13 protein-coding genes and 1 pseudogene are annotated in these 15,789 nt (G+C 59.8%); 2 read left to right on the forward strand and 12 right to left on the reverse strand.

The features are described from left to right. Positions 1-50 precede the first annotated feature (50 nt). On the reverse strand, positions 51-536 hold the full coding sequence (locus CTT34_RS11710; protein WP_159342591.1) for a YajQ family cyclic di-GMP-binding protein: 486 nt from the start codon (positions 534-536) through the stop codon (positions 51-53). 210 nt (positions 537-746) lie between these two features. On the opposite strand from CTT34_RS11710, the gene cobO reads away from it, so the two are divergent. After that, complete coding sequence (gene cobO / locus CTT34_RS11715) at positions 747-1,346, forward strand: cob(I)yrinic acid a,c-diamide adenosyltransferase (RefSeq protein WP_159342592.1); 600 nt, start codon at positions 747-749, stop codon at positions 1,344-1,346. Between the two features lie 52 nt (positions 1,347-1,398). Here cobO and CTT34_RS11720 read toward each other — a convergent pair whose 3' ends face one another. The 11 genes and pseudogenes from CTT34_RS11720 to CTT34_RS11770 form a co-directional block, all read right to left on the reverse strand. Then, complete coding sequence (locus CTT34_RS11720) at positions 1,399-2,694, reverse strand: adenylosuccinate synthase (RefSeq protein ID WP_159342593.1); 1,296 nt, start codon at positions 2,692-2,694, stop codon at positions 1,399-1,401. Next, complete coding sequence (locus tag CTT34_RS11725; RefSeq protein ID WP_159342594.1) at positions 2,694-3,887, reverse strand: ATP phosphoribosyltransferase regulatory subunit; 1,194 nt, start codon at positions 3,885-3,887, stop codon at positions 2,694-2,696. Before CTT34_RS11725 ends, CTT34_RS11720 begins: the two co-directional genes overlap by 1 nt. A 187-nt stretch (positions 3,888-4,074) precedes the next feature. Beyond that, a complete protein-coding gene (gene hflC, locus CTT34_RS11730) occupies positions 4,075-4,959 on the reverse strand; it encodes a protease modulator HflC (RefSeq protein WP_159342595.1) in 885 nt (294 codons plus the stop codon). Further along, a complete protein-coding gene (hflK, locus tag CTT34_RS11735; RefSeq protein WP_159342596.1) occupies positions 4,960-6,234 on the reverse strand; it encodes an FtsH protease activity modulator HflK in 1,275 nt (424 codons plus the stop codon). Positions 6,235-6,370: 136 nt separating this feature from the next. Further along, positions 6,371-7,681 carry a ribosome rescue GTPase HflX gene (gene hflX, locus CTT34_RS11740; RefSeq protein ID WP_159342597.1) on the reverse strand — a complete coding sequence of 437 codons (1,311 nt, stop codon included), beginning with the start codon at positions 7,679-7,681 and terminating at the stop codon, positions 6,371-6,373. Between the two features lie 36 nt (positions 7,682-7,717). Continuing rightward, a complete protein-coding gene (gene hfq / locus CTT34_RS11745; RefSeq protein ID WP_159342598.1) occupies positions 7,718-7,966 on the reverse strand; it encodes an RNA chaperone Hfq in 249 nt (82 codons plus the stop codon). 151 nt (positions 7,967-8,117) lie between these two features. Then, positions 8,118-9,056 carry a tRNA (adenosine(37)-N6)-dimethylallyltransferase MiaA gene (miaA, locus tag CTT34_RS11750; RefSeq protein WP_159342599.1) on the reverse strand — a complete coding sequence of 313 codons (939 nt, stop codon included), beginning with the start codon at positions 9,054-9,056 and terminating at the stop codon, positions 8,118-8,120. A gap of 33 nt (positions 9,057-9,089) precedes the next feature. After that, positions 9,090-11,005 (reverse strand): annotated as a pseudogene (gene mutL, locus CTT34_RS11755) (DNA mismatch repair endonuclease MutL). 56 nt (positions 11,006-11,061) lie between these two features. After that, positions 11,062-12,483, reverse strand: a complete 1,422-nt coding sequence (locus CTT34_RS11760; protein ID WP_254436492.1) for an N-acetylmuramoyl-L-alanine amidase — start codon at positions 12,481-12,483, stop codon at positions 11,062-11,064. Between the two features lie 47 nt (positions 12,484-12,530). Continuing rightward, positions 12,531-13,028 (reverse strand): tRNA (adenosine(37)-N6)-threonylcarbamoyltransferase complex ATPase subunit type 1 TsaE, encoded by a 498-nt coding sequence (tsaE, locus tag CTT34_RS11765; RefSeq protein ID WP_159342600.1) that lies wholly within the window; start codon positions 13,026-13,028, stop codon positions 12,531-12,533. A gap of 11 nt (positions 13,029-13,039) precedes the next feature. Beyond that, on the reverse strand, positions 13,040-14,533 hold the full coding sequence (locus CTT34_RS11770; RefSeq protein ID WP_159342601.1) for an NAD(P)H-hydrate dehydratase: 1,494 nt from the start codon (positions 14,531-14,533) through the stop codon (positions 13,040-13,042). 129 nt (positions 14,534-14,662) lie between these two features. Here CTT34_RS11770 and queG point away from each other — a divergent pair, with 129 nt between their 5' ends. After that, the gene (queG, locus tag CTT34_RS11775) at positions 14,663-15,787 is read left to right on the forward strand and encodes a tRNA epoxyqueuosine(34) reductase QueG (RefSeq protein WP_159342602.1); all 1,125 of its coding nucleotides are present in this window, start codon (positions 14,663-14,665) and stop codon (positions 15,785-15,787) included. The last annotated feature ends 2 nt before the right edge of the window (positions 15,788-15,789 follow it).

Raw genomic sequence — 15,789 nt, forward strand, 5'->3', positions numbered from 1 at the left:
AATCGAGTAGCGCAAACGCTGCGCTACTCAGTGAACATTTCTTATGATCGTCAATCGCGGAAGTTGTCGAACTGCAGCGGCAAGTCGGGCCCCTCTTCACCGCGCAGCAGCGCCATGACGCTCTGCAGGTCATCGCGCTTTTTGCCCGTTACGCGCACTTTCTCACCCTGAATCTGAGCCTGCACCTTCAACTTGCTGGCTTTGATGCGCTTGACCACGTCTTTGGCTTCAGCTTGGTCGAGCCCCTGCTTTAACACCACCTCTTGACGCGCCTTGACGCCCGACAGCACAGCCTCTTTGACATCCATGCAACGCGCATCGATACCGCGAGCAATCAGGCGGTTACGCAATACGTCCAGCATTTGCTTGAGCTGAAAATCCACCTCGGCCTCGAGCTGTACTTTATCTCCTTCCAACGTGAAGCTGGCATCGACGCCTTTGAAGTCGAAGCGTGACTGCACTTCACGATTGGCTTGGTCCACCGCATTGGCGGCTTCGTGCTGGTCGAACTCTGACACAATATCAAATGAGGGCATGACAATGTTCCTGACAAGACATGACCCACCATTCTAGAGCAGCAAGCACCCAACCGGCCAATTCTCTTGGCAAAAGCTGCACATAAACTCTGCAAGGCCGCTGCAGAGCGCCTAAAAAGTTATACAAATACGTTTTAGGGCGATGTTAAATTGTGCATCTCTGGCGTAACCTGCTGACTTACCCCTGACGCCTTTCAACGAGGAGAGACAATGAGTGATCGCGATGCCCGCCATAAAGCGTCCATGGAAAAGCTCAAAGCAAGAGTGGACGAAAAAGTCGCCAACGCCACCGAACAGCGCGGTCTGCTGCTGATCAACACGGGGAACGGCAAAGGCAAAACCACCGCCGCGTGGGGCACTGTCACCCGCGCGCTGGGCTATGGATACAAAGTGGGCGTGGTGCAGTTCATCAAAGGGCTGTGGGAGTGTGGTGAGCGCAATCGGCTAGAAGACGATCCCCATTTGAGCGTCGCCATCATGGCAACCGGCTTTACCTGGGATACCCAAAACCGCGAAGCCGATACCGCAGCCTGCCAGGAGGTTTGGCAAGAGGCGCAACGAATGTTGGCAGATCCAGAAACCTATTTGGTGGTGCTAGACGAGATTACCTACATGCTGAAATTTGGCTATCTCGACATCGCCACCGTCAAACAGGCGTTGCTGGATCGACCTCGGGAACAAACAGTCATCATCACTGGACGCAATGCCCACCGCGAACTGGTCGCCATGGCAGACACGGTGACCGACATGCAGGAGGTCCGCCACGCCTTCAACAACGGGCTTCAAGCTCGACGCGGCATCGATTTCTAGCCACGAAAAAGGGCGGCCAAGCCGCCCTTTGGGTATCGCATGAAGGGATGACTTACCCTTCGAACGGGTTGCGCAGTACGATCGTTTCGACGCGGTCTGGGCCGGTCGAAATGATGTCGATGCTGGTACCCACCTGCTCTTCGAGGAAGCTGATGTACGCACGGGCATTGGCGGGCAGGTCTTCCACCTTCTTCGCCCCCAGCGTGGACTCTTTCCAGCCCGGCAGGTCGTGATAGAGAGGTTCTACGGCTTCGTAGCCTTCTGAGTCCACCGGATTGTCCAGCACGTCGCCATCTTTGCTGCGGTAGCCAACGCAGACACGGATGTTTTCCAAACCGTCCAGCACGTCCAGTTTGGTCAGGCAGATACCGGAGACAGAGTTGATTTGTACCGCATGACGTAGTGCGACTGCATCGAACCAGCCACAGCGACGCGGACGCCCGGTGGTCGCGCCAAACTCGTGCCCACGCTCGGCCAAATGACGTCCGTGGTCGTCAAACAGCTCGGTGGGGAACGGGCCAGAGCCAACACGGGTGGTATAGGCTTTGGTAATACCCAGCACGTAGTCCAGGTAGAGCGGACCGACACCAGAACCAGTCGCCGTACCACCCGCGGTGGTGTTCGAACTGGTCACATAGGGGTAGGTACCGTGATCGATATCCAGCAGCGAGCCTTGGGCACCTTCGAACAGAATGTTCTCGCCCGCTTTACGCAGATCGTGCACCATGCTCACCGTATCGCTGACCATGGGGCGCAGCTCTTCGGCCATCTGCATGGCGCTGTCCAGCACTTCCTGGAAATCGACCGCCTGCTCGCCGTGGTAATTCACCAGCACGAAGTTGTGGTAATCGAGCACTTCGCCCAGTTTGGACGCGAAACGCTCACGGTGGAGCATATCCCCCAACCGCAGACCACGACGTGCGACCTTGTCCTCGTACGCCGGGCCAATGCCGCGACCAGTGGTGCCGATCTTGGCCACGCCACGCGCCTTCTCACGGGCTTGGTCGAGACGCACGTGATAAGGCAAGATCAGCGGACACGCTGGCGAGAGACGCAGACGCTCACGTACGGGAACGCCCTTCGCTTCCAGCTCGCGAATCTCTTTGATCAGCGCTTCCGGTGACAGCACGACGCCGTTACCAATCACGCAGGTTTTTCCCGGGCGCAATACACCCGAGGGGATCAGGTGAAGAACGGTTTTCTCACCGTCGATGACCAGCGTGTGACCCGCATTGTGACCGCCTTGGAAGCGCACGACGGCAGACGCGGATTCGGTGAGCAGGTCAACGATCTTGCCTTTGCCTTCATCGCCCCATTGGGTACCCAGGACTACGACATTCTTACCCATTATGCACTCGTCTCTTGTGTCAGGGCCGTTGTCTGCCAACGACCATCGATAAACTCAAGACGGCGGTCACAGCTGTGCTCCGCCGGCCCAGTACGCTGCCCAGGCAGCGCTTGAATTACGCGTTCACCCTGCTCACGCAGCGCCACAATGGCAGCGTTAAGCGACTCTTCTTCTTGGGCAGGCGCCCAAATTGCACCCCGGCTGGGTGACGCCAGCGCCAGCGATGCCAGTTGTTTCAGATCCATCGAGAAGCCGGTGGCTGGCCGCGCACGGCCAAACGCACGACCGGTATCATCATAGCGCCCGCCCTTGGCCAGCGCATGGCCGTAACCCGGCACGTAGGCCGCGAACATCATGCCCGTGTGATACTGATAACCACGCAGCTCCGCTAGATCAAAATAGAGCGAGACGTCGAAGCGTGCCAGGACGCCCTTATAAAGCGATTCGAGCTGATCTAGCGCAGCCGTGACAGGTGCAGGCGCCCCGGCAAAACGTTCGCGCGCTTCACTCAGCACGCTAGCATCACCGTGCAACTCGCCCAGTGCCATCAGCATATCCGCCAGCACGGGATCGCTGACACTGGCGTTTACCTGCTCGGCCAGCTGCCCCGGTGATTTAAGCGCCAGCGCTTCGAACAGCGCGCGCTCTTGCTCGGCGTTGAGAGCCGCCGCTTCCACGAGACTGCGGTAAATACCGATATGGCCCAGCGCCAAGTGGATCTCGTTGGCACCTGCTGCGTGGAGACTGGCCAGCGCCAAATGGATGATTTCACTGTCAGCTTCGAGCCCAGCATGACCAAACAACTCTACCCCAACCTGCACGGGGCTTCGGCCACCCTGATGCTGGTCGGCTTTTGCGCGCAGCACGTTGGTGCAGTAACACAGACGCACGGGGCCTTGGCGTTTGAGGGAATGAGCGTCCATACGTGCGACTTGGGGCGTCACATCGGCAGATGCGCCCATCATGCGGCCCGTCAGTTGGTCGGTCAGCTTGAACGTTTGAAGGTCGAGGTCCGTGCCGGTACCTGTCAGCAAGGAGTCCAGAAACTCCACCGGCGGCGGCATTACCTGGTCGTAGCCCCAGCAATGGTAAAGATCGAGCAGCGCACGGCGCAGCTCTTCCATGCGGCTTGCCTGAGGCGGCAGCACCTCATCCATGCCGTCGGGCAATAGCCAGCGGTCAGCGATGGTCATGTGAACAATCCTGCGAGACGATGAAGGCCCTTTCTAACGACACCACCCACCGCCTTACCGGGCGCTGTGTGGAACGTTCACGAAACGAGGGCCACAAAAAAACCGGGCGACGCCCGGTAGATAAAGTCTATCACGTTTATGCGCGAGGTGAACCCCGCCAAGCGCAGTGCTTGACGGGGTTGGCGCATTACTCGGCGCTGTCGGGAACGGCGCTGCGTAGATAGCGGAAGAAGTCGCTATCCGGCTCGAGCACCAGCAGGTTACCGTCGCCAGCGAAGCTTTCGCGGTAGGCGTTCAGGCTGCGCCAGAAGGCGAAGAACTCCTGATCCTGGCTATAAGCTTCCGAGAAGATCGCAGCCGCTTCGGCATCGCCTTCACCGCGCAGGGTTTCGGCACGCTCGTTCGCTTGGGCCAGCAGTACCTGACGGCGGCGATCGGCATTCGCCCGAATCCGCTCGGCCTCTTCCTGACCCTGAGCACGCCACTCACGGGCTTCACGCTCACGCTCTGAGCGCATACGCTCGAAGACTGCTGCCGATACGTCTTCGGGCAGGTCGATACGCTTGATACGAATATCGCGAATCGCCACGCCCAGCTCTTCACGCATCAGCTGGTCCAGCTCTTCGGTGGGTCCGGTCATCAGGTCATCACGGCGCTCGGCGATGATTTCCTGAAGGTTCAGACGACCGAATTCGTTACGCAGACTCTCATCCACTCGCGGCTGAATCAGGCGAATCGCCATCATTTCATCGCCAGCGGTGGCCTCGTAGTAGCGAGTCGGGTTGACGACCTGCCACTTGACGTAAGAGTCGACGATGACCGCCTTTTGCTCAAGGGTCAAATAACGGCTGGTATCCGTATCCAGCGTCAGAAGGCGAACGTCGAATTTGCGAATGGTCTGCGCAATCGGAATTTTCGCATGCAGGCCGGGCTGAATATTCTCTTCGATGACCTCACCAAAGCGCAGTTTCACCGCGCGCTCGGTTTCATCCACGACATACAGACTGTTACTCGCCAGCCACGCCACGGCGGCCAAACCACCTACGATAAGCAGGGATCGATTATTAATCATTTAGCGGCCCTCCCTGCGAATGGGGTTATTGCTCGATGACGACGATGAGGAAGCGTTGCTTTGGCTACCGCGCAGCGACTCCAGCACGCGCGGGTCGATCGCATCGCTGTTGCTGTCGCTACCGTCATCGCTCGTTGAGCGGCTGTCATTACCACTGTTACCGCGCATCTGATCGAGCGGCAAATACATCAACGGCGCATTTTCACTCACGTCCAAAAGGACTTTTGGCGTTCCACCGAAGACTTCTTCGATGGCATCCAGGTACATACGCTCACGCATGATCTCAGGCGCGTTGCGATACTCGGTCAGCAGCGCGTTGAAGCGGTTGGCTTGACCCTGCGCTTCTGCCACGACCGACTCACGATACCCCTGCCCCTGCTCGACGATACGCTGCGCCTGACCCTGTGCGGCCGGGATGATCGCGTTGGCATACGCCATACCTTCGTTGATCGTCCGCTGACGATCTTCGCGGGCACGAATAACGTCATCGAAAGCATCGATGACGGGCGCAGGCGCCGACGTGGATTCGATGTTGATGGTTTGTAGACGAATACCGGCGCCGTAGGCATCCAGATACGTTTGCAGACGGCTCGCGACGGAGCTACCGAGTATCTCACGACCAGAGGTCAAGATATCGATCATGTCCGTACCACCAACCACGTGACGCAGCGCCGAGTCCAGGGCGTTCTCGATGGAGAGCGCTGGATCACGAACGTTCAGCACGAAATCACGCGGATTGGCGACCTGGTACTGGGCAGAAATTTCCACTTCGACGATGTTTTCGTCACGCGTCAGCATGGACTGAGTCTGAGAAACAGAGCGTACGCGCGTCACGTTGACCATGCGCACGTCATCGATGAGCGGCGGATTCCACTGAAGGCCCGGCTCGACGATGCCCTGGTACTCGCCAAAACGCAGCACGACGCCACGCTCCGACTGGTCCACGAGGTAGAAGCCCGAGGCTCCCCAGATGGCCAGCGCCACGATGAGCAGAAGACCGGGCAGTGCAAAAGAGTTACGCGGCTTGCCGCCGCCACTCTTGCCGCTGCCACCGCCGCCGCTCTTCTTGCCGCTGCCACCCAGCATGCCGTTGAGCTTGTCTTGGAACTTTTTCAGCGCCTCATCCAAGTCAGGTGGCCCCTGGTTGTTGCCACCATTATTGCCGCCGTTGTTTCCACCACCATTGTTCCCACCGCGATCACCGCCGTTACCACGTCGGCCGCCACCGCTCCAGGGGTCGTGCTGGTTGCCACCACCGGGCTCATTCCAGGCCATACTTCGTCTCCACTAAGGTGTTCACCTGCACTTTGCCTTGATACTGAATGCAAGGCCGGGTGCTTTTGATATTGTTGCTATATCAATCTTGTACCATACCTTTACAGCCAATGACTACGGGCAGGTACTCGATGGGCTACCATTCGTCAGATTCGCGTAATGCTTCTGGTAAATAGGTATTGGCACGCATGCCCAGCTGAGCCATCAGCTGATTGAAGTCGCGCCTTGGCAAGCGCACATCCAATACAGAGCGCCCCTGCTCGTCGAAGCTCTCTTCGCGCACGGCATTGAGCTCGTGCAGACCGGCACGCAGCTTTCCCTGCTCTGGGGAAAGAGTAAGCGAAAAACCAATCACGTCGTTGGCGAGTCGCTCGGTGAGGGCTTCATGGAGCAGTTCTAGCCCCTGGCCCTGCTGAGCAGACAGCCAAACCACGTCGGGAACACCGTGGCCGTCGCGCTCGATACGCGGTGCGCTGTCCAGCTTGTCGATCTTGTTCATTACTTTGAGCACCGGCACGTTATCCGCCCCGATCTCTTTCAGCACGTTATCGACCTGCTCGACGTTGAGTTCGCGATCAGGGTCGGCAGCGTCGATCACATGCACGAGCAGCGTGGCTTCTGCCGCCTCTTGCAGCGTTGCCTGGAAAGCCTCGACCAGCTTGTGCGGCAAGTGACGAATGAAGCCGACGGTATCGGCCATGACGACCGGCCCTACGTCTTCGATTTCCAAACGTCGCAGCGTCGGGTCCAGGGTAGCAAAGAGCTGGTCCGCTGCATAAACTTCGGCACTGGTCAGCGCATTGAACAGGGTCGACTTGCCCGCGTTGGTATAGCCCACCAGCGATACGCTGTGGATTTCTGCACGGGCGCGGGCGCGCCGGTTCTGCTCCCGCTGGCTGCGCACTTTATCCAAGCGCTTATGAATCGACTTGATACGACCGCGTAATAAACGACGGTCGGTTTCTAGCTGTGTTTCACCGGGACCGCGTAAGCCGATCCCGCCTTTTTGTCGCTCAAGGTGTGTCCAACCGCGAATGAGGCGCGTAGACATGTACTCGAGCTGGGCAAGCTCTACCTGCAGCTTACCTTCGTGCGTTCGTGCCCGCTGCGCAAAAATATCGAGTATCAGACCCGTACGGTCCAATACGCGGCACTTGAGTTCTTGCTCAAGGTTGCGCTGCTGGGAGGGACTCAAACTGTGGTTGAAGATGACCAGTTCAGCGTGATGAGCTGCGAGCATTGCCCGCAGCTCCTCCAGCTTTCCTGACCCGATGAAGGTGCGGGAATCAGGGCGCTGTCGGCTGGCTGTGAGCAATGTCGCGGGCTCTGCGCCAGCAGAGCGCACGAGCTCCAAGAACTCACCCGGGTCTTCACGTGCCTGCTCATCATAGAAATCTACGTGAACAAGTACTGCCGTTTCACCGGCGTCTGGGCGTTCAAAAAACAATCAATACCTCATGGACTCTCTTGCTATCCAGCGGTGTTAGATTTCAGCATCGGGTGCTGAAGGGTCTTGTGCCGGCAAACGCACGTTGCGCGAAGGCACCACCGTGGAAATAGCGTGTTTATAAACCATCTGACTGACGGTATTGCGCAACAAGATGACAAACTGGTCAAACGATTCAATCTGGCCCTGCAGCTTAATGCCGTTTACCAGGAAAATAGAGACCGGAATGCGCTCCTTGCGCAAAATGTTCAGGTACGGGTCTTGAAGGGACTGCCCTTTGGACATGTTGCTCTCCCTAAAACTGTCGTTGGGGTTGGTTATCAAATGGCGTGCCCTACTGGTGCTACGCCGCAATCTTGTTGCCCGAAAGGCCTAGTGTGTCAAACGCGCTAGCCGGCCACTCGAAAACACTTGCTTACGAAATCACTATCTTACGCTAAGCACCGCTTTCACGCACGAATTTCAGAAGCTTATCCAGTGCGTCAGGCTGCTGCGAGTCGATCCATGTCAACGACGGCCAACTTCTCAGCCAGGTCAGCTGACGCTTGGCAAGCTGACGGGTGGCAATGACACCTCGCGACACGAGTTCATCTCGATCATAAGCGCCGTTCAGATACTCCCATACTTGACGGTAGCCAACGCTCTTCATGGATGGCAAGTCAATATGTAGATCATCACGCTTTTTGAGGGCGGCGACCTCATCTATCAAGCCCTCTGCCAGCATGGATTCAAAACGCAGGGCAATGCGCTGGTGCAGCACCTTGCGATCCTGCGGTGCTAGCGCTACTGACAGCACCCGCCATGGAAAGGTTTCCGGCCGCTGCTCCGCCCACAGCTCACTCATGGGGCGACCGCTGGCGTAGAACACTTCCAGCGCACGCATCAGCCGCTGAGGGTCATTCGGATGGATACGCGCCGCAGAGGGCGGATCGACCTCTGCAAGGGTGCGATGCAGCCCAATCAAGCCCTCCTGCTGCCGCTGGTTCTCCAGATGCTCACGGATGGCGGCGTCCGCTGCAGGCAAATTGGCCACTCCTTCCACCAAGCGCTTGTAGTAAAGCATCGTGCCGCCCACCAGCAGCGGCACTTGCCCCGCCGCGCTGATTTGACGCATCTCCCGCAGGGCATCTTCGCGAAAGTCGGCCGCTGAGTAGGGGTCGGCGGGATCGCGAATATCGATCAAACGGTGGGGTGCCCGCGCCAGCTCGGCCGCACTGGGCTTGGCGCTGCCCACGTCCATGCCTTGATACACCATCGCGGAATCCACGCTGATCAGCTCATGGCCTAGCCGTTCGTGAAGCGCTATCGCGGCATCGGTTTTCCCAGCGGCCGTAGGCCCCATCAAAAATATCGCCCAGGGGCGTGTATCAGCCATCTGCTAGCCGCACTCCGTTGGTTGTCTTCATCGTCACTGGCCGCGCAGAAATAGACGGTCGAGCGCTTTCATGCTCATTTGCGTCCAGGTGGGACGGCCATGATTACACTGGTCGCTACGCTCGGTGCGCTCCATGTCTCGCAGCAGTGCATTCATCTCATCCAGCGTTAAGCGTCGATTGGCCCGCACGCTACCATGGCATGCCATGGTAGACAGCAGCTCATGAATGCGCGCCTCGACTTGATGCGTGCGGCCGTAGCGGGACAACTCTTCGAGCATTTCACGCACCAGCGCTTCGGGGTCAGCTTGGGCCAGCAGCGCAGGCAGCTGGCGAACCAGCAGCGTCTCGGGGCCCGCCACATCCAATTCGACCCCCAGCTGGGCAATGGCGTCACGCTCGCTCTCTGCCGTGGCGACTTCGCTACGACTGGCTGCCAGCGAGACGGGCACTAGCAAGGGTTGCGTATCGATCCCTTTTGCTGCCGCCAGCTGGTTTTTCATACGCTCATAAACGATCCGCTCATGAGCGGCGTGCATATCCACCAGCACGAGCCCCTGGGCATTCTGCGCCAAAATGTACACGCCATGGAGCTGGCCTAGCGCAAACCCCAGCGGCGGTGCTGACGTGGCGTCATGATCCGGCATGGCCAGGGGGCTTCGCGTACTTCCGAGGCGACTGGACGTGAGCTTGGCGGGCTTGGTTGTGGCGTTAGCAGCGTCTCTTCGTGATCGGGATGCAGCGCCTGATACCCCTGCATGAAGCGGCGCACCCGCTCAGCGCCGGGATGTCGCTCGGGCGCTTCCGACAAGGCCATACCCTGCTGCTGCCAGCGGGAAGCCTCTGGCGCAGTTGCCACGCTGGAAACGGATTCGCCCTCGCCCGTCGGAGCAGCCTCCTCGTTGGGCTCGTCCTCCTCGGCAGGCCTGGAGGCCGCCAAGCAGTGGTGCAAACTGGAGTACAGGAAGTCATGCACCATGCGCCCATCGCGGAAGCGCACTTCATGTTTAGTGGGGTGAACGTTGACATCCACCACGTCTGGATCGAGCTCCAGATAAAGCACGAACACCGGATGGCGCCCGTTGTAGAGCACGTCGCGATACGCCTGACGTACCGCATGCGCAACGAGGCGATCACGCACCACGCGGCCATTGACGAAGAAATACTGCTGGTCTGCTTGAGAGCGGGAGTGGGTCGGCAGCCCTACCCAGCCGCTCAGACGCAAGCCGCCTGCCTCACGTTCGATATAGCGGGCGTGTTCGATAAAATTCTTGCCCAACAGCGACGCAATTCGTCGCTCACGGGAGGCGGGCGAATTGCCCTGAGGCAGCTGATGCACCACCTTCTGGTTGTGCTTCAATACCCAGGCAATGTCATAACGCGACAGCGCCTGACGACGAAAAGCCTCTTCTACATGAGCAAATTCGGTCTTTTCGGTGCGTAAAAACTTACGCCGCGCGGGCGTATTGAAGAACAGGTCGCGCACCGAGACACTAGTGCCCCGTGGGTGAGGCGCGGGCGTTACCCGCGCTTCCATACCTCGCCCCTCGGCCACGACGCGCCATCCCTGACGGGGGTCTTCCTCCGCGTTGGACACCAGCTCCAAACGCGATACGGAGCTGATCGAGGCCAACGCTTCGCCGCGAAAGCCCAGCGAACTGACCCCCTCCAGGTCCTCGAGACTGCTGATCTTACTGGTGGCATGACGTGCCAGCGCCAACGGGAGATCCTCCTCGCCGATGCCAATACCGTCATCACGCACTTTGATCAGCCGAGCACCGCCCTGCTCGATCTCCACTTCGATACGCTGACTGCCCGCATCGATGGCGTTCTCGATCAGCTCTTTCGTGACTGACGAGGGGCGCTCGACCACCTCACCTGCCGCAATCTGGTTAGCTAGGCGGGGGTCGAGCACATGGATACGGCCAGACAGCGAGTTCAATTCAGTCAACCAACACCTCAGAAGCTCATCATCTTAGCGGTCTATTAAAAAACGCGCGTCAAAAACTAGGAACTAGGAATACGCAGCACTTGGCCCACCCGGATCACGTCACCATTCAAATCGTTGGCCTGCTTCAACTGATTCACTGGAACACCGTGGCGAACGGCAATCGACGAGAGCGTATCCCCCGATTGGATGCGATATTCGTCGCCAGTGGGGCTACGCTGGTGATCACGCTGCCACGCCAATAGGCTCGCGGGCGGGGGGTTACGCTGAAAATGATCGCGCAACCCGCTGAAAATGGCCGTTGATAGGCCCTGCTGATGCACCGGGTCACGCAGGCGGCGCTCTTCGTCCGGGTTGGAGATAAACCCCACCTCAATCAGCAGCGACGGAATATCAGGCGATTTCAGTACCATGAAGCCCGCCTGCTCGACCCGCGACTTATGCAGCCGATTCACTCGACCAAGCTGCTCGAGCACCTGCCCACCGATCGACAGCGAGTCGTTGAGCGTGGCGGTCATGGTGAGGTCCAACAGCACGCCGCGCAGCACTTGGTCTTTATCCCGCAGCGATAGACTGCCATCGACCCCACCGATCAAATCCGAGCGATTCTCGCTATCTGCGAGCCACTGCGCCGTTTCTGACGTCGCCCCACGCTGGGAAAGGGCATACACGGAGCTGCCCTGCGGGCGTGGGCTGGTGAAGGCATCGGCGTGAATCGAGACAAAGAAGTCGGCCTTCTGCTCTCGGGCCAGCTGTGTGCGCTGACGCAGACCCAAGTAGTAGTCGCCATCGCGGATCAGCACGGCTTTAAACCCCCGGGTACGATTGACATCGGAGGCAAGCCGTCTGGCGATCTCCAACACGACGTCCTTTTCGCGGGTGCCTGCAGGCCCAATGGCGCCTGGGTCTTCGCCACCGTGACCGGCATCGATGGCGATGATGATATCCCGCTGCGGATGCGGCTGGGCAGGCTGCACTTCGGTGGGCGGCTGGTCTGGCGCGGCGGGGGGCACCGCAGCGTCGGCTCCAGGCAGCTGAGCCTGAGCCGAGCGCTGCGCCACCATCTCCTGATCACGAATCATCGCTTCGATGGGGTCGATGGGATTTTCCACCGCGCTTTCGCCGGGGTACTCCAGATCGACCACCAGACGATGGCCATACTGATCGTTGGGCGGCAACGTAAAGTGGCGCGGCTCGATCTCGCGGTTCAGCTCCAGCACCACGCGCAGTCCGTTGCCGTCGCGCACGCCCGTGCGCACGGCAGCAATCGCACTTCCCTCCAGCGGTAGGGTCGAGACGTCGGTATTGAGCTGGCTGTCGTCCAGATCGATCACCAGGCGCGACGGATTCTCCAACGAGAACACATTGGCCTGAGTAGCCGCTGTCAGGTCGAAGACCAAACGCGCGTGATCCGGAGCAGCCCAGAGCCGCATACTGTCGACGTTGGCGGCCTGCACGCCAGAGACACCGGTCAACAGCATGGCGCAACCAAACGCGCACTGGCCAAGGAGACGACGGAGGGGTTGTTTCATTTCCATTGAATGACACCACCCTCCTGCGGGTGACCGTTGGTTTGCGCGTTCAGTTGCCCCAAAACATGCTGACCGAGCGCACTCTCGGCCGTCAACAGCGCCATTCGCCCTGGATCCGCAACGCGGAGCTGGATACGCACATCCGGCGCAGGCAGCCAGCCGTCGCCTCTACTGGGCCACTCGATGAGGCAAAGAGCATCGTCGGCTAGTACATCGCGCCCGCCCATGAATTCCAGCTCTTCCGGGTCTGCCAAACGGTATAAATCCAGATGATAGAGGCGCTGATCACCCAGTTCATAAGGCTCCACCAGGGTATAGGTCGGACTTTTCACGGCGCCTTGATAACCGTACGCCCTCAAAATGCCGCGCGTCAGGGTGGTCTTGCCCGCCCCCAAATCGCCCTCTAAATATACGCGCCCGCGACCGGTTAGCGCTTTGCCCAGCGCCTCGCCGAAGGCAACGTGGGCCTCTTCATCATTCAATTGCACCTGCATGTTGGCCGCCTTCACGGGTTAATGAGCACTCGTGCATAGGATGCCAGATCACTTGCTAACAGGCCACGCTCTCCACCGGCTTTAGCCGCCTCATCACCTGCCAGCGCATGTAGCATGACGCCCAACCAAGCGCTCTGCTCGAGACTGCCAGTTTGAGCCACCAAAGCGCCCAGCATACCGCTTAGTACGTCGCCCATGCCGCCACTGGCCATGCCCGGATTACCATAGGGGCACACGACCAGCCCACTGGGTCCCGCCACCAAGCTGCCTGCACCTTTTAATATCACGACGCCTCCCCGGGCACGCTGTAGTGCGCGGGCGGCCGACGGACGATCCGACTGAACATCGGCCACGGAACAGCCTAGCAATCTGGCCGCCTCGCCAGGATGGGGTGTCAATATCCAGTCGTCGCGACGCAGCGTCGGCCAGCGGCTGGCCAGCAGATTGAGCGCATCGGCGTCCACCACTAGCGGCGTGTCTGCCTGTAGTGCACTTTGTAGCACCGCCTGCCCCCACGCTTCTTGCCCAAGTCCAGGCCCCACCACGAGCACGTCTGCGGTAGAAGGCAGTTCGGCCGCGTCGGCTCCGCTACGCACCGCGCGCGCCATGACTTCTGGGCAACGCACGAGGCTTGCGGTAACGTGTTCTTGAGCAGTGGCGAGGGTGACCTTGCCCGCTCCTAGTCGCGCAGCCGCTTGCGAGGCCAACAGCGCCGCCCCACCAAAGCCAGGCGCGCCTCCCATCACCAAGACGTGCCCCAAGCTTCCCTTGTGGCTGGTACGCGAACGGGGCGGAAAGGCCTCTCCCAGCAGCGTCTCATCCAGGCGCCATGCAGTGGGTGGAATATCGAAGAACGCCTGCGCCTTGACGCCCAACGGGCGAAAATCGATCTCACCGGTGTAGGCCGGTGCTTCCCCAGTGTGCAGGCCAATTTTGTCACCAATGAACGTGACCGTGCAGGCGGCTTCGACCGCCGTGCCTAGCCTCGCCCCGGTATCTGCCGAAATCCCCGACGGAATATCCAGCGCCAGCACGGGATGAGACGCCGCATTCATGGCGTGGATGGCCTGCTTAGCGCGGCCCTCGACGTCGCCTGACAGCCCGGTGCCTAGCAGGGCATCGACGATGACCTCACCGGCGAGCGTCGTACTGGGCTGCCACTCCTCAAACCCGACCCCCGCTGCCGTTGCCAGTTCGGCAGCCCGGGCAACGTCGCCGGTCAGCGCGTCTAGTGGTGTCAGGGAAAGTCGCTGCACTTTGAGCCCCGACTGCATGGCCAGCGCCGCCAGCACATGACCGTCGCCGCCATTGTTGCCGCTGCCGCACACGACGGTCACGCTGCGCGCTTGAGGCCAGCGCGAGCGAAAGCTGTGCCAGGCGCTGGAGGCCGCCCGCTGCATCAAGGCAAAGCTTTCGATACCACCGGCAATGGTGCGCCGATCCAGCTCGCGCACTTGCGATGCCTTATAGAGAGGACGTAGCGAAGAGGTACTCAACGTAGACACGGTGTCTCCTTGATAGGGTGCTAAATCAACGCTCAGGTGCCGCCCGATCACGCAACGGCGTGCTCGGCATGTCGTGCCAGCGGCTAATGCGTTAGCATAGCGCGCTTAACGCCTCACCGTTGACTGACCATGCCAAGTTCCACCACTTTTTCACCGTCTCACGAACCCATCTCTCGCGAGTCTCTGCATCAGCTTGCCGAGCAGATCAAGCAGTGGGGTCGCGAGCTGGGCTTTCAGCAGGTCGGCATCACCGACACGGACTTAGCGGCTCATGAGGCCAATCTGAACCGCTGGCTGGATAAAGGCTACCACGGCGAGATGGGCTTTATGGCGAAGCACGGCACCAAACGCACGCGACCTGACGAACTGGAACCCGGCACCCGCCGGGTCATCAGCGTGCGCATGGACTATCTGCCCGCTGAAGTAGAGAGTGCCAAGGTGCTGGGCCAACCCAGCCGTGCCTACGTCTCCCGCTACGCGCTGGGCCGGGACTATCATAAGCTGATGCGCAAACGCTTGGCACAGTTGGCAAAGCATATCGAGCAAGCAGTAGGAAAATTTGGTTTCCGCGCCTTTGTCGACTCTGCGCCGGTGATGGAGCGGGCACTTGCCCAAAAGGCAGGCTTAGGATGGTTCGGTAAAAACGCCATGCTGTTGAACCCCAAAGCGGGCTCGCTGTTCTTTCTGGGAGAGCTGTATACCGACCTCCCGCTGCCCGTCGATGCACCTTTCGAACAGGAGCATTGCGGTAGCTGTAGCGCCTGTCGCACCGCTTGCCCCACCGGGGCCATCGTCGACGATAAGGTCGTCGATTCACGCAAGTGCATCTCCTATCTCACCATCGAGCTGCACGGCGCGATTCCCGTAGAGTTCCGTCGCGCCATGGGCAATCGCGTGTATGGCTGCGACGATTGTCAGCTCGTTTGCCCGTTTACCCGCTTCACAAAAATCACCCAAGAAGAGGACTTCTCCCCGCGCCACGACCTTGACCGCGCATCGCTCATTGCGCTGTTTAGCTGGGGCGAAGAGGAGTTTTTGAACAAAACCGCAGGCAGCCCCATTCGCCGCATTGGCTATGAGCGCTGGCTGCGTAACCTTGCCGTTGGGCTGGGCAATGCCCCGTGGAGCGATGACGTCGAGGCCGCATTATGGGCACGCCGAGCTTACCCTAGCGCCCTGGTGCGAGAGCACGTCGCCTGGGCGCTCGACGAGCAGCGCCACAAGCGCGATGCGCGCATCGCAACGCGGGCGTGAGG

The organism is Halomonas meridiana (assembly GCF_009846525.1).
Classification (GTDB): domain Bacteria; phylum Pseudomonadota; class Gammaproteobacteria; order Pseudomonadales; family Halomonadaceae; genus Vreelandella.

Coding starts and splice junctions, on each gene's coding strand:
- tsaE (WP_159342600.1), bottom strand. CDS start 13,028: ATGCAGGTGCAATTGAATGATGAAGAGGCCCACGTTGCCTTCGGCGAG.
- cobO (WP_159342592.1), top strand. CDS start 747: ATGAGTGATCGCGATGCCCGCCATAAAGCGTCCATGGAAAAGCTCAAA.
- CTT34_RS11725 (WP_159342594.1), bottom strand. CDS start 3,887: ATGACCATCGCTGACCGCTGGCTATTGCCCGACGGCATGGATGAGGTG.
- miaA (WP_159342599.1), bottom strand. CDS start 9,056: ATGGCTGATACACGCCCCTGGGCGATATTTTTGATGGGGCCTACGGCC.
- CTT34_RS11720 (WP_159342593.1), bottom strand. CDS start 2,694: ATGGGTAAGAATGTCGTAGTCCTGGGTACCCAATGGGGCGATGAAGGC.
- CTT34_RS11760 (WP_254436492.1), bottom strand. CDS start 12,483: ATGCTGTTGACCGGTGTCTCTGGCGTGCAGGCCGCCAACGTCGACAGT.
- queG (WP_159342602.1), top strand. CDS start 14,663: ATGCCAAGTTCCACCACTTTTTCACCGTCTCACGAACCCATCTCTCGC.
- hflK (WP_159342596.1), bottom strand. CDS start 6,234: ATGGCCTGGAATGAGCCCGGTGGTGGCAACCAGCACGACCCCTGGAGC.
- hfq (WP_159342598.1), bottom strand. CDS start 7,966: ATGTCCAAAGGGCAGTCCCTTCAAGACCCGTACCTGAACATTTTGCGC.
- CTT34_RS11710 (WP_159342591.1), bottom strand. CDS start 536: ATGCCCTCATTTGATATTGTGTCAGAGTTCGACCAGCACGAAGCCGCC.
- hflC (WP_159342595.1), bottom strand. CDS start 4,959: ATGATTAATAATCGATCCCTGCTTATCGTAGGTGGTTTGGCCGCCGTG.